Raw genomic sequence first — 20,425 nt, 5'->3', positions numbered from 1 at the left:
ACGCCATGACCCAGCTTGTTCTCCACGACTATTTCCGCTCCTCGGCCAGCTTTCGCGTCCGCATCGCGCTGAACCTGAAAGGCCTCGATTATGAGCGCGTCGAGGTCAGCCTGATCGCGGGCGAGCAGCGCAGCGACGCCTATCTCGAACAGAATGCGCAGGGCTTCGTCCCGATGCTCGTCGTCGACGGCGAGCCGATCATCCAGAGCATGGCAATCATCGACTGGCTCGACCGCGCCTTTCCCGAGCCGCGGCTGATCCCCGAAGAAGCGATGCCGCGTGCGGTCGCGCTGGCGCGCGCGCAGGTTATCGCGAGCGACATCCACCCGCTCAACAATTTGCGCGTCCTCAAATATCTGAAACGCGACCTCGGCCTCAACGAGCAGACCAAGGAACGCTGGATCGCGACGTGGATCACGCAGGGGTTCGAGGCGCTCGAAGCGATGGCGGGTGACGGTCGCTATCTCGGCGGCGATACGCCCGGGATCGCCGACTGCTGCCTCGTCCCGCAAATCTATAACGCGCGTCGCTTCGAGGTGCCGCTCGACGCGTTTCCGCGGCTCGTCGAAATCGATGCCGCGTGCATGGCGCACGAGGCGTTCCAGCGCGCCCACCCCGACGCTGTGAAGCCCGCGTGATCCGCCTTTTGACGGGAGTGGCCGCGCTGGCGCTGCCGGCGGCGGCGATGGCGCAGGCCGAAGCGGAAGAGGAGGCCGAAGACCCGTTTTGCTGCGTTCATTTCGTGCCGCTGCCGAAGGCCGTGATCGTCGTGAACGGCAGCGGCGTACTCCGCCGTTCGGACGGCGACGCTGTCCAAGGCAGCCAGTTCCTGACCGATGTCGATCCCGGCCTTGGCACGCGCGTCGAAAACCGCCTGCGTGACGAGGCGGGCCTCGTCCAGTTTCGCCGCTCCGACGGGCGTTCGGCGCATCCCACGAGCCAGGGAATCACGCTGCGCGGTCTTGGCGGCAATGCGTCGAGCCGTGCGCTGGTGACCCTCGACGGGGTCCCGCAGGCCGACCCTTTCGGTGGATGGGTCGCGTGGACAGCGTATGACGCGATCAACCTTGGCGGCATTTTTATTACCCGCGGCGGGGGCAGCGGCGTCGATGGCGCGGGGACGCTCGCCGGAACGATCGCGCTGCATTCGGATATGACCAACGGCGGTTCGGCAAGCCTCGCTTATGGAAGTCGCAACAGCTGGGACGCGTCCGCCTCGGCCGGCACCGCGTTGGGAGACGGCGGGCGGGTTGCTATCGATGGTCGCTACAGCCGCGGCGATGGCTTCGTTCCGGTCTCCACGGGGCAGCGCGGCGCGGTCGATCGCGCGGCGCCTTATGAACAAGGCGGTCTTGGTCTTCGCCTGCGCTTCGATGCCGGCCGGGGCAGCCGAATCGAGGCCAGCGTGCGGGCCTTCGCCGACCGGCGCGACCGCGGGACCGATTTTTCCGGCAGTAAGGTCGATGGCGTCGATGCGAGCGTGCGCATCGTTCACGACAGCTACGGCGAAACGCAATGGCTCGCGCTCGCCTACGCGCAATTGCGCGATTTCGAGAGCGGGTTCGCTAGCGTCGCTGCGGGGCGAGGCAGCGTCGCGCCCGCGCTCTTCCAGCGCGTTCCGGCTACCGGCTTGGGGGCACGGTTCGAACTGCGCCCGCTCATAAATGGCGAAAATCCCGTTCGCGCCGGCATCGATTGGCGCCGCACGACAGGGCGTACCGAGGAGGATTTCTTCTTCACAACCGGTGTGCCCGGCCGCCACCGGATCGCGGGCGGCAGCAGCGACACCGTGGGCGCCTTCGCCGAATGGACGTTGGGCGATTCCGAATATGACTTGCTCTGGACGCTCAGCGGCCGCGTCGATCGCTGGTGGCTGGGCGAGGGCTATCGGCTCGAACGCAACATCGCCGGCCCCGTCATCACCGACTTGCGCTTCGCCACGCGGCAGGGATGGGAAGGCAGCGGCCGCGCAGGCGTGCGCTGGACGTCGGATGCATTCTCTCTGCGCGCCGCGGGCTATCGCGGCTGGCGCCTGCCGACGCTCAACGAACTCTATCGCCCGTTCCGCGTCGGCGCCGAAGTGACGATCGCGAATGCCGCGCTGAAACCCGAACGCCTGTGGGGCGGCGAGGTCGGCGTTGATTGGGACAATGGCGACACGAGGCTGTCGGCGACGCTGTTCGTGAACCATCTGACGAACGCGATCGCCAATGTGACCCTCGCGCCGAACCTCAACCAGCGGCAGAATCTCGACGCGATCGACAGCAAGGGCGTCGAGGTCAGCGCCGAGCAGTGGATCGGCCCGGCGACGCTACGCGCGACCTATGCCTTCACCGATGCCAAGGTCGATGCATCGGGCGCGGCGCTTGGGCTCGACGGCCGACGCCCGGCGCAGATCGCTAAGCATGGCGGCAGCGTGTCGCTGCGCAGCAACGCGAGCGGCCCGTTCGGCGGTTTTGCGACGCTTCGTTATGTCGGTAAGCAGAATGAGGATGACGTCGGGCTGCTCGCGCTCGACGACGCGCTGACGCTCGACGCCGGGTTGTCGTGGCGCTTTTCGGACGCGATCAGCATCGAGGCGCGCGGCGAGAATCTCTTCGACGAATTGGTGCCCGCTGCGATCTCGTCGTCGGGCATCGTCGAGCGCGCGACCCCGAGGACCTTGTGGATCGGCGCGCGCCTGTCTTTCTGACTTTCGCGTCATTCCGCCCTTCACAGGCCCGAAACAGGCGATAGGATGGGCGCGCCGGGATTTTTTTGAGCGTGTGGGGGTGACCAATTCATGGCCGCGAAGAAGCTGAATCTCGATAATTTCCTGCCCTACCGCCTGTCCATCGCCTCCAACGCCCTGTCGAGCCGGATCGCCGCCGAATATGAGAATCGCTTTGGGCTGAAGATCCCCGAATGGCGGTTGATGGCCGTGCTCGGTGAGGGGCAGCCGAAGACGCAGCGCGAGCTGGTCGAGGCGACGCGCATGGACAAGGTGACGGTGAACCGCGCCGCCAAGGCGCTTGCCGATCGCCAGCTGATCGCGCGCCAGGCGCATGAGGCCGACGGGCGTTCGCACCATCTCGAACTCACCGAAACAGGGCGCTCGCTCTATGACGCGATCGTCCCAGCGGCGCTGGCCAGCGAGGCGCAGCTCGAATCGAACATCAGCGCCAGCGAACGCGCGACGCTGATGGCCATTCTTGCGAAACTGACTGCCGCCGCCGAAGATTATGGCTGATCGCACCTATCGCGCCGCACCGGCCGATGCATTGCGCGTCGAGCCGCTGGGCGAACTGACCGCGATTTTCGACCGACGGTCGATGCAGACGCATCTCGTCGTATCGCCGATGCCCGAGATATTGGGCGCGATGGGCGCCGATGCCTGTACTGCCGCCGGTCTCGCCACGCGCCTTGCGGCCGCCTTCGATCTCGACGCGGCAGAGGATGTGCAGCCTATCCTGGCCGAACGGCTGAGCGAACTCGCGGCGATGGGGTTGGTGGAGCGCGCGTGAAGTACAGCACACGCATTGCCGTCGGCCCGGTGCAGTTCCGGATCGGAAGCGACTGGGCCGAGCCGATCGCGGCGCTCGAACATCTATACGCTGGATATCCGCAGGACGATACGCGCCCCGCCGATGCAACCGTTCGTCTGTTCGCGGCGCGACCGTGGCGGCGATGGCTGCGGCCGTCCGTCCACATCGGCGGCGATTTCGTGGTTCCCGACGCGCTGCCGCTGCCGCTCTCCATGGGGCTGCTCGCCGCCGAAATGGGGATGAATTTGCAGGTCGCGCTCGGCTGGCGACGGCATATGCTGCTGCACGCGAGCGCGGTCGCGAAGGACGGCCGCGCGCTGATCATGTCGGGCGAGTCGGGGTCGGGCAAATCGACGCTCGCCGCGCTGCTTGGCGAGGGTGATTGGCGGCTGATGGGCGACGAGTTCACGCTGATCGATCCCGCCGGCGGTGACGCCTTCGCTTTCCCGCGCGCGGTCAGCCTGAAGAATGAAGCGATCGCCGAGGTCGCGGCCCGCGTCGACCCGTCGCGGCTCGGCCCGTTGCTCGCCGCAACGCCGAAGGGCGATATCCGTCACCTGATCCCGCGTGCCGACGCGATCGCGGATATGCACGAACCCGCGCGCCCGGCGCTGCTGCTCTTCCCACGCTTCGGCGGCGAGGTATCGGTCGAGCCGATGGGCGAGGGCGAGGCCTTTGTCCGGTTGACTGAGGCGTCGACCAACTATGTCGCGCTTGGCGAGGCGGGTTTTGCGGCGCTGACGCGGCTCGTTCGAACCCCCGCCTTCGCCATTTCCTATCCCGACAGCGCCGCCGGTATCGCGCTGGTCGAGCAGCTCTGGGCCGAGGCTGCCAAGTGAGCGCGGTGCGAAGCTTCGTCGACCTGCTCGCCGGTCGCCGCGCCCCCGCCGCGCTGACCTCGCGCGACTGGGACGGTGTGATCGGGGTCGCGCGCAGCGAGGCGATGCTCGCGACGCTCGCGCACCGCCTCGCCGATGCCGGTCTGCCGTCGGCGGTCGCCGCGCTCCTCGCCGATCAGCGCGCCACCGCGAAAGTCACGCAGGCGCAAGCCTTGTGGGAGGCCGAGATGGCGCGGCGCGCGCTCGCGCCCGCGGGGATCGAATTCGTGCTGCTGAAAGGTGCAGCCTATGCCGCCGCGGGCATGGCGTGCGCCGCGGGGCGGCAGATCGGCGACCTCGACATATTGGTTCTCGCGCCCGACATCCGCCGCGCCGAAAACCTGCTGCTCAAGGCGGGGTGGGAGTGGGTGAAGTCCGACCCCTATGACGACGCCTATTACCGCCAGCATATGCACGAGCTGCCGCCGATGATCCACAAGGCGCGCGACCGGATGATCGACGTCCACCACACGATCCTGCCGCGCACCCATCGGATTACGCCCGACGCGCTGGCGCTGGTGAGCGATGCGGTGACGAGCGGCGCGGGCTTCACGGTGCTGAACCCGGCCGACATGGCGTGCCATTGCGCCGCGCATATGCTCGCCGACGGCGATCTGCAGGGAGGCTTACGCAATCTGTGGGATTTTCACACGATGACGCTCGATTTCGCCGCCGCCGATCCGGGGTTCTGGGGGCAGCTCGACGGGCGGGCGGCGCTGCACGGGTTGGGGGCTGCGGTGCACCGCGCCGCGCGGCTGTCGCGCGATCTTTATGGCGCGGCGCTGCCGAAAGGGTGGGATCGGCAGGAGCCGAGCGATGCGTGGTTCCGCCGCCGCCTCTTCGCGCGCGACGATTGGGGGCGCGTCACCGAACCGGCGCTCGAACAGGCATTCTACATCCGCTCGCACTGGCTGCGCATGCCGCCCGCGATGCTCGCGAAGCATCTCTGGACGAAGTGGCGGAAACGCTAAAGCGTTTCGAGCAGCGGCACCAGTTCGTCGAAATGATCGATCACATGGTCGGCGCCGAGCTCGCTGGCGGGCCGGTCGAGAAAGCCGAAGCTGACCGCGACGCTCGGCACGCCCGCATTCTTCGCGGCCATCACATCATAGATGCTGTCGCCGACGAAGGCCGCGCGCCCGCCGCCGCATCGCTGGGTCATGGCATGGATCGGTTCGGGTGATGGCTTGCGGACACCCAGCGTGTCGCCGCCGATGATGGTCGCCATGCGGTCCGCAAGGTCGAGTTCGCCGAGAAGGACGCGTGCCAGATGCTCGTTCTTGTTGGTGACGACCGCGGTGCGCACGCCCAGCGCGTCGAGCCGGTCGAGCGCCTCGATCACACCGGGGAATAGGCGGCTGTGGACCGCGATATGCGCTTCGTAGAAATCGAGCAGTTCGGGATAAAGCCGTTCGATCGCGCCATCGGGGACGCCGCCCGACGCGCGCAGCCCTTCCTCGAGCATATGCTTCGCGCCGCGCCCGATCATCGGCCGCACCGCCGCCTCGGCCAGCGGGGCGCGGTCCATCAGTCCCAACGTATGATTGACCGCCGCCGCTAGGTCGCCGAGCGTATCGAGGAGCGTGCCGTCGAGGTCGAAGCCGACGATCGCAAAAGGAAATCCGTTCATCCGCCGCGCATGCCGCGATGCTCTGGAAACCGCAATGATTTGCTGGCATGGCAACGCGCATGAGCAACAAGATCGCCGCTATCGTCCTTGCCGCGGGCAAGGGCACCCGTATGAAGTCCGACCTGCACAAGGTGCTGCACCCGATCGCCGGCCGGCCGATGCTGCTGCACCTGATGGCGAGCGTCGATGAACTGAGCCCGGCGAAAAAGGTCGTGATCGTCGGCGACAAGGCCGACCAGCTCGAAGCCGCGCTGGCGGGAAGCGCCGATCTGGCGGTGCAGGATCCGCAACTCGGCACCGGTCATGCGGTGCAGCAGGGCGAGGCGGCGCTGGCGGGTTTCGATGGCGATGTGCTGATCCTCTATGGCGACGTGCCCTTCGTCCCAGCAGCGACGATGCAGGCGATGATCGACCGGCTGGGCGCCCCCGACGCGCCCGCCGTCGTCGTGCTTGCCTTCGAGCCCGCCGATGCGCAGCAATATGGCCGCGTCATCACCGAAGGCGACTATGTCACCAAGATGGTCGAGCACAAGGACGCAACCGACGTGGAGCGCGCGGTGCGCCTGTGCAATTCGGGGCTGATGGCGGCAAAGTCGGCGGACCTTTTCGCGCTGCTGTCGCGCGTCACCGACGACAATGCTGCTAAGGAATATTATCTCGTCGACATCGTCAATATCGCGAACGCCGACGGGCGCCATTGCGCGGTCGTCGTCACCGATCCCTATGACGTCGCGGGCATCAATAGCCGCGGCGAGCTTGCCGCGATGGAAGGCGAATGGCAGGCGCGGCGGCGTGTGCAGGCGATGGCTGACGGCGCCAGCCTGATCGCCCCCCACACCGTCTGGTTCGCCTGGGATACCGAGCTTGGCCGCGACGTGATGATCGAACCCAACGTCTTCTTCGGCCCCGGCGCGAAGATTGCGGACAATGTGAAGATCCGCGCGAACTGCCATATCGAAGGCGCGATCGTCGGCGCGGGCTGCGAGGTTGGTCCGTTCGCGCGGCTGCGCCCCGGCACGATCCTTGGCGAAAAGGCGAAGATCGGCAATTTCGTCGAAACGAAGAAAGCCGTGCTCGGCAAGGGCGCGAAGGCGAACCACCTCACTTATCTCGGTGACGTCACCGTGGGCGCCGGCGCGAACATCGGCGCAGGTACGATCACGTGCAACTATGATGGCTATTTCAAATATAAGACCGAGATCGGCGAAAATGCCTTCATCGGATCGAACAGCGCACTGATCGCGCCGGTCAGGATCGGCCGCGACGCGATCGTCGCCGCGGGCAGCGCGGTGACGCTCGACGTCGCCGACGGCGAACTTCGCCTCGTTCGCGCCGAGCAACTGGTCAAGCCCGGCTGGGCCGACCGCTTCCACGATGCGATGCGCAAGAAAAAAGCGGCGGAAAAGAAGTAGCCCGATGCCCGCCCCGACGCTGACGACCGCGCGCCTCGTGCTGCGCCAGCTGCGCGAGGACGACGCCGCCGCGCTGTTCCCGGTGCTGTCCGATCCGGAGGTGATGATCTGGTGGTCGAGTGGGCCGCACGCATCGCCCGCCGAGACCGCGGACTATGTCAAAGGCAATGCCGCCGAAGGGCAGGGCTATCTGTGCTGGGCGATCACCGCGGGCGACGATTCGGCGCTCGGCTGGGTGATCCTGATCGACGGCAAGCCCGACGTGAAAGAGATCGGTTATATCCTGCGCCGCGACCGCTGGGGCGGCGGCATCGCGCGCGAGGCGGTGGCGCGGGTGATCGACCATGGTTTCGGCGAGATGGGCCTGCGCCGGATCTTTGCCGACACCGACCCCGAAAATCCCGGTTCGATCGGGCTGCTCGAACGGCTTGGTTTTCAGCGCGAAGGCCGGCTGCGCGGCGAGTGGGAAACGCATATCGGCGTGCGCGATTCGCTGATCTACGGCTTGCTGCGCGACGAATGGACGATGGAGAAGACAAGATGAGTGATCGCTATACCGACAAGCCCTTCCTGCGCTTTGTCGACGCCTGGGTGCTGAAGGCGATCGGCCATCTCGACGCGGCGACCGAGACTTATTGCAAGGCGATGGTGCCGCAGCTCGAACAGAGCTTCGGCGTGACGGGCAGCTGGGAACAGATCGTCGAGCAGCAGATGAAGTTCGGCCCCGAACTGAAGGCACAGATCCTGAAAATCTGGACCGACGGTAAGGCGCGCTTCGCCGCGGGCAATGGCGAGGCGCCCGATCCGGTGCAGTTCGCGATGATCTTCGTCGACCGGAATTTCGGCCGGGCATGAGCGGCCTGATCGTCCGTCCGGCGGTGCGCGCCGATTACGATCGCTGGCTGCCTTTGTGGGACGGCTACAACGCATTCTACGGCCGCAGCGGCGATACGGCGCTCGCGCCGGAGATCACGGCTGCGACGTGGGAGCGCTTCTTCGATCCGTATGAACCAATGTTCGCGCTCGTCGCCGAACAGGACGGCGCGCTTCTCGGCCTCACCCATTATCTCCTGCACCGGAGCACGACGTCGTTGCTGCCGTCGCTTTACCTGCAGGACCTGTTCACCACCGCCGAATCGCGCGGAAAGGGCGTTGGCCGCGCACTGATCGAGGCCGTCTATGACGCCGCAAAAGAAGCTTCGCTGCCGCGCGTCTATTGGCTGACGCATGAAACGAACGACACCGCGATGATGCTCTATGATCGCATCGCTGAAAAATCGGGATTTGTCGTCTATCGAAAGATACTGCCGGCTTGATTTGATATCATGGTATGATATCAGTGCGACATGCGTTTCCTCGCCGACATCCCCGATGACGATATCCAGTGGCTCGACGCGCTTGCGGCCGAGCAGGGCGTGTCGCGCGCCGAACTCGTCCGCCGCGCCGTGACGGCCTATCGCGCCGACGTGTCGGGCGACGCGATCGACAATGCGTTTGGCATCTGGCGCGGCCGCACCGACATCGGCGACGGGCTAAAATATCAGCGACGCCTGCGGGGCAAGCGCGAATGATCGACGCGCAGTTCGACAGCGATATCCTCATCGACGCGCTGAACGGCGTCGAGGCGGCGCGCGCCGAAATCCGCCGCGCGGGGCGCAAAAGCATCAGCCGGATCAGCTGGACCGAAGTCATGTCGGCCGCCGATCCCGCGTCGGTGAAAGTAGTCGAGGCGTTTCTCGGCTGTTTCCAGGTCGAGGAGGTCGGCGATGCGGTCGCGCGCCGCGCCGCGGCACTGCGCGCGGAGCGCAAGGGCTTGACCTTGGCCGACGCTTTCGTACTGGCGACCGCGCAGATCAGCGGGCGCATCCTCGTCACGCGCAATATCAAGGTGTTTCCGGCGGCGATGCCGGGTATTCGCGTTCCCTACACGCTGTAAAAGAAAGCCTCATTCATGTGCGGAATTATCGGAATCATCGGCACGGCCCAGGTCGCGGACCGCCTCGTCGACGGGCTGAAGCGCATGGAATATCGCGGTTATGACTCGGCGGGCGTGTGCACGGTCGAGGGCGGTCAGCTGATCCGCCGCCGCGCCGAGGGCAAGCTCGGCAATCTCGTCAAGGAACTCGCGGGCAATCCGGCGCCGGGCACCGTCGGCATCGCGCACACGCGCTGGGCGACGCACGGTGCGCCGACGACGAGCAACGCCCACCCGCACGCGACGGGCGAAGTCGCGCTCGTCCACAACGGGATCATCGAGAATTTCAAGCCGCTGCGCGAAGCCTTGCAGGCGCGCGGTCGCAAGTTCGAAAGCGAGACCGACACCGAAGTCGTCGCGCATCTCGTCAGCGAACAGGTCGAAGCCGGCCTGTCGCCGCAGGACGCGGTGAAGGCGGTGCTCCCGCAGCTCCGCGGCGCCTTCGCGCTTGCGATCGCCTTCCGCCAGCATCCCGACCTGCTCATCGGTGCGCGCCTCGGCTCGCCGCTCGTCGTCGGTTATGGCGAGGGCGAAACCTATCTCGGCTCGGACGCGCTCGCGCTCGCGCCGCTGACGCAGAAGATCGCCTATCTCGACGAAGGCGACTGGGTCGTCATCACCCGCGAAGGCGCGCAGATCTTCGACGCCGAAAACAACCCGGTAACGCGCGAAATCACCACCTCGGGCGTCACCGCCGCGACGATCGAGAAGGGCAATTACCGCCACTTCATGCAGAAGGAGATTTTCGAGCAGCCGACCGTCGTCGCGCAGACGCTCTCCTCCTACATCCGCCCGCTCGAACAGACCGTCGCGCTGCCGCAGATGGATTTCGACCTGTCGAAGGTCGAACGCATCACCATCGTCGCGTGCGGCACCAGCTTCTACGCCGGCATGGTCGCCAAATATTGGTTCGAAACCTTCGCGCGCGTCCCCGTCGACATCGATGTCGCGTCGGAGTTCCGCTACCGCGACCCGGTGCTCCAGCCCGGCGGGCTCGCGCTCTTCATTTCGCAGTCGGGCGAGACCGCCGACACGCTCGCGGCGCTCCGCCATTGCAAGGCGAACGGCCAGACGATCGCGGTCGTCGTCAACGTGCCGACCAGCAGCATGGCGCGCGAGGCCGATCTGCTGCTCCCGACCCACGCGGGCCCCGAAATCGGCGTCGCCTCGACCAAGGCCTTCACCTGCCAGCTTGCGGTGCTCGCCGCGCTCGCCGCGCACCTCGCGCTCAAGAAGGGCAAGCTCAGCGCCGATGAAGAGCGCGAGATCGTCAGGCATCTGATCGAGGCACCCGCCGCGCTCAACGCTGCACTCGCCCACGACGAGGAAATCTCGAAGATGGCGCATCTCGTCGCCCCCGCACGCGACGTGCTCTACCTCGGCCGCGGCCCCGACTATCCGCTCGCATTGGAAGGCGCGCTCAAGCTCAAGGAAATCTCGTACATTCATGCCGAAGGCTATGCGTCGGGCGAGATGAAGCACGGCCCGATCGCGCTGATCGACGAGGCGGTCCCCGTGATCGTCCTCGCGCCGAGCGGGCCGCTGTTCGAAAAGACCGTCAGCAACATGCAGGAAGTCATGGCGCGCGGCGGCAAGGTCGTGCTGATTTCGGACGCCGAAGGTCTCGCCGAAGCCGGCGACGGCTGCATGGCGACGATCGAGATGCCCAAGGTCCACCCGCTGATCGCGCCGCTCGTCTACGCGGTGCCGGTGCAATTGCTGGCGTATCATGTTGCGGTCGCCAAGGGGACCGACGTCGATCAGCCGCGCAATCTGGCGAAATCGGTTACCGTGGAGTAGGGCGCCCGCCCATCACTCCGCCGCATTCGCCTGCTCCAGAATTGACGCTGCGATTTCGTCGATCTTGCCGACGATCAACAACGGCGCGCCGCCGACCATGCCGACTTGCGTCTGGCCATTTTCATAGTCGCGAAGCCAGGCGACATTTTCGGCGACGACAAGGTAATTGCCGCCGCGCGACTTGAGCGAAATGAATTTCATTGGGGTGTCTCCTGATCCCCGATGCTCTAGGCGGGAAATATGAAGAATATCAGACCGACCCCTCCCGCCGCGATCATCTTCGATTTCGACGGCGTCGTCGCCGACAGCGAGGTGCGCGCCAACCTGTCGCTCGCCGAAAGCCTGACCGCCGCCGGCATGCCCGCGACCTATGACGAGTGCCTGCGCGACTATTATGGCCATAACTGGCAGGAAACCGAGCGCCGGATCGTCGCGCGCTACGGGCGGCCGCTGCCCGCCGATTTCCGCGAGACGCATCGCGAACGCGCGCGGGCGCGTTATATGGAGGGCTTCGATGCCGTCCCCGGCGTCGCCGCCTTCCTCGACACGCTCGGACCGCTCCCGCGCGCGATCGCTTCGTCGAGCCGCGCCGAATATATCGGCTGGGCGCTCGGCCTGTTCGGCCTCGGCCACCATTTCGGCGAACATGTCTACAGCGCCGACGGCTGGGACCGCGGCAAGCCGCATCCCGACATCTATCTCGCCGCCGCAAAAGGGCTGGGCGTCGATCCGGCAACCTGCCTTGCGATCGAGGATTCGCCGACCGGGGCGCAGGCAGCGATCGCGGCGGGGATGACCGTGATCGGCTTTTGCGGCGCAGGGCATATCGTCGACCGCGCGGGACATGGCGCGATGCTGCAAGAGGTTGGCGTGCATCATGTGGCGCTGACGTTCGACGACGTTGCTACCGCTATCTCTCCTTTCGTCATTCCCGCGAAAGCGGGAACCCAGTAGCGGCGGTTCGCTGGGTGGCTTGGAGAGTCGCGTGCCTCTCCGCGCCTTTCGCGGGAATGACAAAAGATAGGGCGATTGACCCGCTCAAAAATCGCTGTCCTACTTTGGGCAGCTGGATTAGCTTCGCGCCCGGTTCGATCCCGATCACGGGACGAAATATGCAATCGCGAGTGAAGTTGCGCAGTTTTCCGCGACTTTCCAAAACACCCTTCGAGGAGAGAGATATGTGCACCGAAAACACCGAAGCCGATCTCGACCGCGCGGGATTGCCCGTCGGGCGGCGTAGTTTTGCCGCGCTTGCGGGCGCCGGTGCGCTGGTCGCGGCGCTGCCCGCGCGCGCGATCGCGGGCAAGCCGGTGAAGGGCCGCGATGTCGACATCAAGACCGCCGATGGCACTTGTGACGCCTATTTCGTCGCACCCGCGAGCGGTAAGCATCCCGGCGTGCTGATCTGGCCCGACATTCGCGGGCTTCGGCCGGCCTTTCGCCAGATGGCCGACCGGCTGGCGGGTGAGGGCTATGCGGTGCTCTGCGTCAATCCCTTCTACCGCTGGCAGAAGTCGCCCGTCGTGACCGCGACGAGCGATTTCAACGATCCGGCGATCCGCGAAAAATTGTTCGGTTACCTGAAGCTGCTGACGCGCCCGATCGTCGAGACTGACGCCAAGGCGCATCTCGCTTTCCTTGACGCGCAGAAGGAGGTCGACACCAAGCGCAAGATCGGCACCACGGGCTATTGCATGGGCGGTGCGATGACGATCTACACCGCCGCGCTGAAGCCCGATCGCGTCGGCGCGGCGGGGAGCTTCCATGGCGGCGGCGTCGGCACCGATAAACCCGACAGCCCGCACCTGCTGATTCCGAAAACCAACGCCGGCTATTTGTTCGCGATCGCTGATAACGACGACAAGGAAACCCCGAACGAGAAGGTCTTGCTGAAGGCCGTTCTCGAACCCCGCAAGCAGTGGCACGAGGTCGAGGTTTACGAAGGCGCGATGCATGGCTGGTGCCCGCCCGATGGCCGCGCCTATAATGAAGCCGCGGCGGAAAAAGCGTGGGCGCGGATGCTGGCGCTATTCAAGGCCGAGCTCGCCTGAAGCCGCTAACGTGGCAGGGCCTCGATCAGCGCCTTGCCGCGCGGCGACAGCCGATACCCGGTCTCGAGACTTTCCGTCAGGCCAAGCTCCTTGAGCTTGCGGATATTCTGCTTGAGCCACATCTTCTCGACGCCGAGCGATTTTGCGATGTCGGCCGCCGCCTGTCCTTCGTGGGCGGCGATATGGTGCAGGACGGGCCGCGTCCATGGACCCGAACGCCGGTCGAGGCGATCGAGCCGCTGCGCGAGCGACGCCGCCTCGTCCGCCGAAAGATCGCCGGCCTCGCGAAGCGCGATGCGCGGATCGGGCCGATCGAAACGCAGGGCGATGCGATAGATATCGCCTTCCTGCCGCGCGTCGAGTTCGGTCAGCAACTCGGCACACGATCCGAAACCTGCGGAGCGCGCATCGGCGTCGGTAATCGCGGCCGCCGCACAGGGAGACACGCTTTCGATCGCCAGTTCGCCGATCGCGGTGCGCAGCCGCCCGCCCGTCTTGACGGTCGGGCGCCGCCACCGCCGAAAGGCCAGCGTGACCTCGCCGGTTCTGATGCGTTCGAGAATGGCGGCGCGGAAAAGCATCGAGCCGCCGCCCGATCAGTGCGCGTGCGCGCCGCCGCTTGCGGCATAGCTCGCATAGACGCGCTGGCCGCCGGGGCCGAAGGTCATCACCTTATAGGCCTCGCGGTGATTGCCATGCTCCATGCCGGGCGATCCCGTCGGCATCCCGGCGACCGCAAGGCCCTTCACGCCTTTCGGCTTCTCACGGAGCAGGCGGCTGATTTCCTTCGCGGGCACATGGCCTTCGATCACATAGCCGCCGACGAGCACGGTGTGGCAGCTGCGCAGCGCCTGCGGCACGCCCTGCTTGTCCTTCACCGCATTCATGTCGGGCGAATTCACCACGACCGCCTTCTGCCCGAACGAGGCTTTCACCTGTTCGAGCCATTTGAGGCAGCAGCCGCAGCCCGCATCGCGAAACATCGTCGGGTTCGCGGCGTGCGCGGTGCCGATCACGGCGGAAAAAGCGGCGAGGGCGAAAAACGCGCGGCGGGCAGGAGGCATCGCAAATCCTTTTGGTGGAACTGCTACGGAGCCTATAGGCTGACCCCATGAAAGTCCATTTCATCCGGTCGGGCGAGCGTCGCTATGGCATGCGGATCGAGCGTGCCGGTGCGCCGGTGCTGGTGATGGACCCGGCCCCGGGTTTCGATCCCGACCTGCCGCACGATATGGTGCATTTCGTCGTCGAGGCGGCGCTGGGCCTCAAGGCGGGCGTGTTCGGCCAGATTGCGGCGGGTGGCGACGCCGGCTCCTTCCATGTCGAGGCGGGCGGCGCACTGTCGCCAAAGGAGCGCCAGCGCGCGGCGCGCAAGCAGGTCGCCAAGGGCGCGAAGCTGATCAAGAGCCAGGGCCGCGAGGGCGAATTGTCCGAACTCGCCGCGTTCGTGTTCGACATCGGGTGGCGGAGCCAGTCGCGCCCCGACAGCGCGGCACAGCGCGCGGCGCTCGGCGAGTCCGAACGGACCCGCGCATCGCTCAGTCCCGATGAGCGCGCGCGGATCGACGCGGCGCAGCCGCGCGTGTTCGAAGCTTTCGAGCGGCTTTCCAGGGCATGGCGCACGCTGCCCGTCGGCGAGGCGCTGATCCTCGAATGGCCGTCCGCTCAGCTCATCGGGTAGAGGATATCTTTGCTGACCTTGTACAGTGCCTTCATCAGGTCGTCGGACAGCACCAGTTCCATCGCATCGAGGATCGGATCGACCTGATCATAAGCGCTGACCCCGACGATCGTCGAGGCGACGAAGTCATGCTGCTTCGACCAGGCGGTCGCCATCGTCACCGGATGCAGCCCCGCATCGGCGGCGATTGCCAGATAGCGCTCGGTCGCGGCAAGGCTCTTTTCGTTGACGAAGCGGCGCCCCATCGCGGCCTGCCGCCCCTCCATCTTCAGGTAGCGCGAGAAGCGCGCGCCCTCGGGGGTCGCCCCGCCCTGATATTTGCCCGACAAAACCCCGCCCGCGAGCGGGGAGTAAGGGATCAGGCTGACGCCTTCCTGCCGGCACACCTGCGCCAGCTCGTCCTCGAAGCGGCGGTTGTTGAGGCTGAAATTATTCTGGATCGTGTGGTAACGCGCGCCGCCGAGCCGATCCGACGCCGCGAGCGATTTCATCAGCCCCCAGCTCGTCTCGTTCGAACAGCCGAGGATGCGGACCTTGCCGATGCGAACGAGTTCGTCGAGCGCGTCCATCATCTCGTAATAGGGCGCGTCATGGTCGGGCCAGTGCGTCTGATAGAGATCGATATAGTCGGTCTGGAGCCGCGTCAGGCTGTCGTCGACCGCCTGCATGATGTTCTTGCGGTCGAGCGCGGTCATGCCGCTGCGGCACGGCGACTTGAACCACACATGGCTCGGTCCCGACACCTTGGTCGCCAGGATGATCGCGTCGCGCGGCTTGGTCTTCATCCAGCGGCCGACGATCTCCTCGGTGCGGCCGACCCATTTGACGTCGGGCGGCACCGGATAGCCTTCGGCGGTGTCGTAGAAATTGATCCCCGCGTCGAAGCAGCGGTCGAGGACGCGGAACGCCGTCGCCTCGTCCGCCTGGCTGCCGAAGGTCATCGTCCCCATGCAGATGTCGGACACATGGATTGCGCTCTTGCCGAGGCGACGACTCTGCATGCTCTGTTCTCCGGTCAGAAGAGGGGAGCGCCGTGCATAGGTTGCGCTTAGCAACCTTGCAATCGGGTCAGATCAGGAGCGCGAGCGATCCGACGAGCAACGCCGCCATCGTCCAGTTGAACGCCTTGAGCCGCGCCGGGCTCGACAGCCAGCTGCGCATCACCTGGCCCATCACCGCCCACAGGCTGGTCGAGGGCAGGTTGATGATGCCGAAGATCACCGCGACGAGCAGCACGGCGCCGAAATTGCGGTCGGGGGCGTAGAGCGCGATCGCTGTCAGCGCCATCGACCATGCCTTGGGGTTCACCCACTGGAACAGCATGGCCTGCACGAAAGTCATCGGCTTGCCGCGCGCCCCGCTTTCGGTGTCGGGCGCGGCAGCGTTGGCGATCTTCCACGCCAGCCAGAGCAGATAGACGACGCTGACCACCTTGAGCACGATGTTCAGCACCGGGAACAGGTCGAACAATCCCATCAGCCCGACGCCGACGAGGACGATCATCAGCGTGAAGCCGATGCCGACCCCCAGCGCGTGCGGCACGGTACGGCGCAGCCCGAAATTGGCGCCCGACGCCATCAGCATCATATTGTTCGGCCCCGGCGTGATCGACGAGACGAGCGCGAAGGCGGAGAGCGCGAGCAGGGTGGTCTGGTTCATGTGCGCAATATAATGCGTTTTGCGATGCTATGGATTGCAAAGATCGGCGTCGATGAGGTAGATTACGCAATCTATGACCAAGATTGATGCCATTGGCCGCAAGATATTGCATGAATTGTCGCGCGACGGGCGAATCTCGAACCTTGAGCTTGCCGAGCGCGTCGGGCTGTCGCCCTCGGCGTGCCTGCGCCGCGTTCAGGAGCTTGAACGCAGCGGCGTGATCGCGGGCTATCGTGCGCGAATCGACCCGGCGAAGCTTGGTCTGACCTTCCTCGCCTATGTGACCGTCGGCCTGTCGACGCACACCAAGAAGGCGCAGGCCGATTTCGAGGCGGCGATGGCGGATGCCCCCGAGGTGCGCGAATGCCACAATATCACCGGCGCGATCGAGTATCTGCTGCGCATCGAGACCGAGGATCTGGCGGCATATAAGCATTTCCATACCGAGGTGCTCGGGATGCTTCCGCAGGTCCATTCGATCACCACCTATGTGCTGATGGATTCGCCAAAGGACGAGCGGGCATAGTTTTTCTTCGCCATGCCCGCGAAGCGGTGCGCTTGAACCGCGGTCCCCGCGACCGCATATCGGTTTCATGACGAAACTCTCTTTCCTCGACCTCGTGCCCGTGACCGACACCGGCACGATCTCCCAATCGCTCGCCAATGCCGCCGATCTCGCCCGCCACGCCGAGGCGCTCGGCTACGGACGCTATTGGGTCGCCGAGCATCATGGCATGACGGGGATCGCGAGCGCCGCGACCTCGGTCGTGCTCGCGCATATCGGCCATGCCACCAACAGCATTCGCATCGGATCGGCTGGTATCATGCTGCCCAACCATGCCCCGATGGTGATCGCCGAGCAGTTCGGGACGCTCGAAGCCCTGTTCCCCGGCCGGATCGACCTGGGTCTGGGGCGCGCGCCGGGATCGGATCAGCGCGTCGCGCGCGCCCTCCGCCGGACGCTCGCCAGCGACGAGCGCCAGTTTCCGCAGGACGTGCTGGAATTGCAGGGCTTTCTCGCCGGCGACGAGCAACTCGGTATCACCGCGGTTCCGGGTGCGGGTACGCATATCCCGCTGTGGATTCTTGGATCGAGCACCTTTGGCGCGCAACTCGCGGCGATGCTCGGGCTTCCTTACGCGTTCGCCAGCCATTTCGCCCCCGACGCGCTCGACGAAGCGCTCGACATCTATCGCCGTCAGTTCAAGCCGTCGGCGCAGCTTGCCGAACCCTACGCCGCCGCGGCGTTCAACGCCTTCGCAGCCGATACGCGCGAGGAAGCCGAACTGCTCGCCTCGTCGCAGCAGCAGGCGTTCGTCGCGCTGCGCACGGGCAATCCGGGCAAGATGAAGCCGCCGCTTGCGGGCTACAAGGACAGCCTGCCACCGAACGCGCGCGCGATCCTCGACCATGTGCTTCAATGTTCGGCGGTCGGCACCGCCGGCGATATTGCGGCGGGGCTCAAGGCCTTTGTCGAGCGCACGGGCGTCGACGAAGTGATCATCGCGTCGTCGATGTACGACCATGATGCGCGCAAACATTCGCTCGCGCTGACGATGGAGGCGGCAAAAACGCTCTAGCCGCGCTCGCGGCGCTGTGTTGACGCGCCTCGGACTGCGGCAGTATAGGAGCGGCCCGACCAAGGGCGGCCCGCAAGGAGGGTCGCCTTTTACTTTTTGACTGAAAGGTGCCTGCCATGACGATCACGCCGCTGATGCCCGTATACCCCCGCTGCGGTGTACGTCCGGTTCGCGGCGAGGGCGCCTATCTGATCGGCGAGCGAGGCGAGCGCTATCTCGACTTCGCGAGCGGCATCGCGGTCAACCTGCTCGGCCATGGCCACCCGCATCTGACGAAGGCGATCCAGGATCAGGCCGCGACGCTGATGCACGTGTCGAATCTCTACGGCAGCCCGCAGGGCGAAGCCTATGCGGCGCGCCTCGTCGAGAACACCTTTGCCGACACGGTCTTCCTCACCAACTCGGGCGCTGAAGCGGTCGAATGTTCGATCAAGACCGCGCGCGCCTATCATTCGAGCGCGGGCAATGCCGAAAAACATACGCTGATCACATTCAACAACGCCTTCCACGGCCGCACGCTCGGCACGATCTCGGCGACCAATCAGGAAAAGCTGCGCAAGGGTTTCGACCCGCTGCTGCCCGGCTTCGCCTATGCGCCGTTCGACGACATCAACGCCGCGCTCGACCTTGTCGACGACAACACCGCGGGCTTCCTCGTCGAGCCGATCCAGGGCGAGGGCGGCATCCGCCCCGCGTCGCAGCCTTTCCTGCAGGCGCTGCGCGACATTTGCGACAAGCGCGACCTGATGCTCGTGTTCGACGAAGTCCAGTGCGGCGTCGCGCGGACCGGCCACCTCTATGCCTATGAGCATTTCGGCGTCACGCCCGACATCATGGCGAGCGCCAAGGGCATCGGCGGCGGCTTCCCGATGGGCGCGTGTCTCGCGACCGAGAAAGCCGCGCGCGGTATGGTGATCGGCACCCACGGTTCGACCTATGGCGGCAACCCGCTCGCTTGCGCCGCGGGCCAGGCGGTGCTCGACGTCGTGCTCGAAGACGGCTTCCTCGACCAGGTAAAGGCGACCGGCGAGCGTCTACGCGGCGCGCTTGAACAGCTCATCCCCAACCATGACCAGCTGTTCGACAGCGTCCGCGGTGTCGGCCTGATGCTCGGGCTCAAGCTCAATTCGGACAGCCGCGCGTTCGTCGCGCATCTGCGCGACAATCACGGGTTGCTGACGGTCGCGGCGGGCGAGAATGTTGTGCGCGTGCTGCCGCCGCTCAACATCGACGACAGCCACATTGCCGAATTCATCGAAAAATTGTCAGCGGGCGCGGCGAGCTACACGCCGCCCGAAGGCTGATGCGGCATTTCCTGAACCTGTCCGACGCGGGCGGGGACGCGGTCGCCGCGATGCTCGCCGATGCGATCGATCGCAAGGCGGCGCGCGCCGGCTGGCCAAAGGGCAAGGTCGACGCCGATGCGCCGCTCGCAGACCATGTGCTCGCGATGGTGTTCGAGAAGAATTCGACGCGCACGCGCGCCTCGTTCGACATCGCGATCCGCCAGCTTGGCGGCACGCCGATGATCATGGACGCGGGCGTGACTCAGCTTGGGCGCGGCGAGACGATCGCCGACACCGCGCGCGTACTGTCGCGCTACGCCGACGCGATTATGATCCGCACCGACGACCATGCGAAAGTCGAAGAGCTTGCCGAATATGCGAGCGTGCCGGTGATCAACGGCCTGACCGACCTGTCGCATCCGTGCCAGATCGTTGCCGATCTGCTGACGGTCGTCGAGAGCGGCAAGGCGTTGCCGGGGCTCGAACTCGCATGGCTTGGCGATGGCAACAATGTCCTCTCCTCGCTGATCGAGGCAGCGGGGCTGTTCGGTTTCCACGTCCGCGCCGGCGTTCCGCAGGGCTATGATCCCGATCCGGACTTTGTCGAAGCCGCGCGCGCCAAGGGCTCGCGTATCGACATCGTGCGCGACGCGCGCGAAGCCGTTGCGGGCGCCGATCTGGTCGTCACCGACACCTGGGTGTCGATGGGGCAGGATCATGCGCACAACAAGATCGCGGCAATGGCGCCTTATCAGGTCGACGAACGGCTGATGACGGGCGCCAAGGGCGACGCGATCTTCCTTCATTGCCTTCCCGCGCATCGCGGCGACGAGGTTGTCGATGCGGTGATCGACGGCCCGCAGTCGCGCGTCTGGGACGAAGCCGAAAATCGCGTCCATGCGCAGAAGTCGATCCTGCTGTGGGCGCTCGGAAAATTGTGAGTTCGAAG

Annotated in this window: 26 protein-coding genes; 20 read left to right on the top strand and 6 right to left on the bottom strand. The window is 65.8% G+C overall.

Features of this window, described 5'->3' with window-relative positions; all coding sequences use genetic code 11:
* The first annotated feature begins 5 nt into the window (after positions 1 to 5).
* The 6 genes from maiA (at position 6) to V8J55_RS14570 (ending at position 5,373) form a co-directional block, all read left to right on the top strand.
* Complete coding sequence (gene maiA, locus V8J55_RS14595) at positions 6 to 638, top strand: maleylacetoacetate isomerase (protein WP_336446331.1); 633 nt, start codon at positions 6 to 8, stop codon at positions 636 to 638.
* Positions 635 to 2,692, top strand: coding sequence for a TonB-dependent receptor (locus V8J55_RS14590; RefSeq protein ID WP_336446330.1), 2,058 nt, complete (start codon positions 635 to 637; stop codon positions 2,690 to 2,692). Before maiA ends, V8J55_RS14590 begins: the two co-directional genes overlap by 4 nt.
* Before the next feature lie 90 nt (positions 2,693 to 2,782).
* Positions 2,783 to 3,229 (top strand): MarR family winged helix-turn-helix transcriptional regulator, encoded by a 447-nt coding sequence (locus V8J55_RS14585; RefSeq protein ID WP_137887835.1) that lies wholly within the window; start codon positions 2,783 to 2,785, stop codon positions 3,227 to 3,229.
* Positions 3,222 to 3,503: an HPr-rel-A system PqqD family peptide chaperone gene (locus tag V8J55_RS14580; protein ID WP_336446329.1), complete on the top strand. Its 282-nt coding sequence runs from the start codon at positions 3,222 to 3,224 to the stop codon at positions 3,501 to 3,503. The genes V8J55_RS14585 and V8J55_RS14580 overlap by 8 nt, the downstream gene beginning before the upstream one ends.
* Positions 3,500 to 4,363, top strand: a complete 864-nt coding sequence (locus V8J55_RS14575) for an HprK-related kinase A (protein WP_336446328.1) — start codon at positions 3,500 to 3,502, stop codon at positions 4,361 to 4,363. Before V8J55_RS14580 ends, V8J55_RS14575 begins: the two co-directional genes overlap by 4 nt.
* Positions 4,360 to 5,373 carry a nucleotidyltransferase domain-containing protein gene (locus V8J55_RS14570; protein ID WP_336446327.1) on the top strand — a complete coding sequence of 338 codons (1,014 nt, stop codon included), beginning with the start codon at positions 4,360 to 4,362 and terminating at the stop codon, positions 5,371 to 5,373. Before V8J55_RS14575 ends, V8J55_RS14570 begins: the two co-directional genes overlap by 4 nt.
* Here the strand turns inward: V8J55_RS14570 and V8J55_RS14565 are convergent.
* The gene (locus tag V8J55_RS14565; protein WP_336446326.1) at positions 5,370 to 6,032 is read right to left on the bottom strand and encodes an HAD-IA family hydrolase; all 663 of its coding nucleotides are present in this window, start codon (positions 6,030 to 6,032) and stop codon (positions 5,370 to 5,372) included. The genes V8J55_RS14570 and V8J55_RS14565 overlap by 4 nt on opposite strands.
* A gap of 59 nt (positions 6,033 to 6,091) precedes the next feature.
* Between V8J55_RS14565 and glmU the strand changes: the two genes are divergently transcribed.
* From glmU to glmS, 7 genes are read left to right on the top strand one after another with little or no spacing between them, the layout of a single operon-like run.
* Entirely contained in the window at positions 6,092 to 7,444 is a 1,353-nt protein-coding gene (glmU, locus tag V8J55_RS14560; protein WP_336446325.1) for a bifunctional UDP-N-acetylglucosamine diphosphorylase/glucosamine-1-phosphate N-acetyltransferase GlmU, read from the top strand.
* 4 nt (positions 7,445 to 7,448) lie between these two features.
* Entirely contained in the window at positions 7,449 to 7,988 is a 540-nt protein-coding gene (locus V8J55_RS14555) for a GNAT family N-acetyltransferase (protein WP_336446324.1), read from the top strand.
* A complete protein-coding gene (locus V8J55_RS14550; RefSeq protein WP_310253272.1) occupies positions 7,985 to 8,299 on the top strand; it encodes a hypothetical protein in 315 nt (104 codons plus the stop codon). Before V8J55_RS14555 ends, V8J55_RS14550 begins: the two co-directional genes overlap by 4 nt.
* Positions 8,296 to 8,760, top strand: a complete 465-nt coding sequence (locus V8J55_RS14545; protein ID WP_336446323.1) for a GNAT family N-acetyltransferase — start codon at positions 8,296 to 8,298, stop codon at positions 8,758 to 8,760. Before V8J55_RS14550 ends, V8J55_RS14545 begins: the two co-directional genes overlap by 4 nt.
* A gap of 30 nt (positions 8,761 to 8,790) precedes the next feature.
* The gene (locus tag V8J55_RS14540; protein ID WP_336446322.1) at positions 8,791 to 9,015 is read left to right on the top strand and encodes a CopG family transcriptional regulator; all 225 of its coding nucleotides are present in this window, start codon (positions 8,791 to 8,793) and stop codon (positions 9,013 to 9,015) included.
* A complete protein-coding gene (locus V8J55_RS14535) occupies positions 9,012 to 9,380 on the top strand; it encodes a PIN domain-containing protein (RefSeq protein ID WP_336446321.1) in 369 nt (122 codons plus the stop codon). Before V8J55_RS14540 ends, V8J55_RS14535 begins: the two co-directional genes overlap by 4 nt.
* A 15-nt stretch (positions 9,381 to 9,395) precedes the next feature.
* Positions 9,396 to 11,219, top strand: a complete 1,824-nt coding sequence (gene glmS, locus V8J55_RS14530) for a glutamine--fructose-6-phosphate transaminase (isomerizing) (RefSeq protein ID WP_336446320.1) — start codon at positions 9,396 to 9,398, stop codon at positions 11,217 to 11,219.
* Positions 11,220 to 11,231: 12 nt separating this feature from the next.
* Here glmS and V8J55_RS14525 read toward each other — a convergent pair whose 3' ends face one another.
* Entirely contained in the window at positions 11,232 to 11,420 is a 189-nt protein-coding gene (locus V8J55_RS14525; protein WP_037510676.1) for a hypothetical protein, read from the bottom strand.
* A 39-nt stretch (positions 11,421 to 11,459) separates the two neighbouring features.
* Here V8J55_RS14525 and V8J55_RS14520 point away from each other — a divergent pair, with 39 nt between their 5' ends.
* The gene (locus tag V8J55_RS14520; protein ID WP_336446319.1) at positions 11,460 to 12,173 is read left to right on the top strand and encodes an HAD family hydrolase; all 714 of its coding nucleotides are present in this window, start codon (positions 11,460 to 11,462) and stop codon (positions 12,171 to 12,173) included.
* Between the two features lie 224 nt (positions 12,174 to 12,397).
* The gene (locus V8J55_RS14515; protein WP_336446318.1) at positions 12,398 to 13,270 is read left to right on the top strand and encodes a dienelactone hydrolase family protein; all 873 of its coding nucleotides are present in this window, start codon (positions 12,398 to 12,400) and stop codon (positions 13,268 to 13,270) included.
* 5 nt (positions 13,271 to 13,275) lie between these two features.
* On the opposite strand, the gene V8J55_RS14510 is transcribed toward V8J55_RS14515, so the two are convergent.
* Both V8J55_RS14510 and V8J55_RS14505 read right to left on the bottom strand, forming a co-directional pair.
* Positions 13,276 to 13,851 (bottom strand): winged helix DNA-binding protein, encoded by a 576-nt coding sequence (locus V8J55_RS14510; RefSeq protein WP_336446317.1) that lies wholly within the window; start codon positions 13,849 to 13,851, stop codon positions 13,276 to 13,278.
* Positions 13,852 to 13,866: 15 nt separating this feature from the next.
* Positions 13,867 to 14,334 carry a DUF411 domain-containing protein gene (locus tag V8J55_RS14505; protein WP_336446316.1) on the bottom strand — a complete coding sequence of 156 codons (468 nt, stop codon included), beginning with the start codon at positions 14,332 to 14,334 and terminating at the stop codon, positions 13,867 to 13,869.
* Between the two features lie 47 nt (positions 14,335 to 14,381).
* Here V8J55_RS14505 and V8J55_RS14500 point away from each other — a divergent pair, with 47 nt between their 5' ends.
* On the top strand, positions 14,382 to 14,951 hold the full coding sequence (locus tag V8J55_RS14500; protein WP_336446315.1) for a hypothetical protein: 570 nt from the start codon (positions 14,382 to 14,384) through the stop codon (positions 14,949 to 14,951).
* Here the strand turns inward: V8J55_RS14500 and V8J55_RS14495 are convergent.
* Positions 14,936 to 15,952, bottom strand: coding sequence for an aldo/keto reductase (locus V8J55_RS14495; protein WP_336446314.1), 1,017 nt, complete (start codon positions 15,950 to 15,952; stop codon positions 14,936 to 14,938). The genes V8J55_RS14500 and V8J55_RS14495 overlap by 16 nt on opposite strands.
* A gap of 67 nt (positions 15,953 to 16,019) precedes the next feature.
* Positions 16,020 to 16,610, bottom strand: a complete 591-nt coding sequence (locus V8J55_RS14490; protein WP_336446313.1) for a LysE family translocator — start codon at positions 16,608 to 16,610, stop codon at positions 16,020 to 16,022.
* A 73-nt stretch (positions 16,611 to 16,683) separates the two neighbouring features.
* Here V8J55_RS14490 and V8J55_RS14485 point away from each other — a divergent pair, with 73 nt between their 5' ends.
* The 4 genes from V8J55_RS14485 to argF all read left to right on the top strand — a co-directional run bounded on the left by V8J55_RS14485 (position 16,684) and on the right by argF (position 20,417).
* On the top strand, positions 16,684 to 17,136 hold the full coding sequence (locus V8J55_RS14485; protein WP_336446312.1) for an Lrp/AsnC family transcriptional regulator: 453 nt from the start codon (positions 16,684 to 16,686) through the stop codon (positions 17,134 to 17,136).
* 67 nt (positions 17,137 to 17,203) lie between these two features.
* Positions 17,204 to 18,190 carry an LLM class flavin-dependent oxidoreductase gene (locus tag V8J55_RS14480; protein ID WP_336446311.1) on the top strand — a complete coding sequence of 329 codons (987 nt, stop codon included), beginning with the start codon at positions 17,204 to 17,206 and terminating at the stop codon, positions 18,188 to 18,190.
* 116 nt (positions 18,191 to 18,306) lie between these two features.
* A complete protein-coding gene (locus V8J55_RS14475) occupies positions 18,307 to 19,494 on the top strand; it encodes an aspartate aminotransferase family protein (RefSeq protein ID WP_336446310.1) in 1,188 nt (395 codons plus the stop codon).
* Complete coding sequence (gene argF, locus V8J55_RS14470) at positions 19,491 to 20,417, top strand: ornithine carbamoyltransferase (protein ID WP_336446884.1); 927 nt, start codon at positions 19,491 to 19,493, stop codon at positions 20,415 to 20,417. The genes V8J55_RS14475 and argF overlap by 4 nt, the downstream gene beginning before the upstream one ends.
* The last annotated feature ends 8 nt before the right edge of the window (positions 20,418 to 20,425 follow it).

Source organism: Sphingopyxis sp. CCNWLW2 (assembly GCF_037095755.1).
In the GTDB taxonomy this organism is placed as follows: Bacteria; Pseudomonadota; Alphaproteobacteria; order Sphingomonadales; family Sphingomonadaceae; genus Sphingopyxis.
The sequence above is the reverse complement of the archived record's forward strand: the minus strand, read 5'-3'. Positions and strand labels throughout refer to the sequence as shown.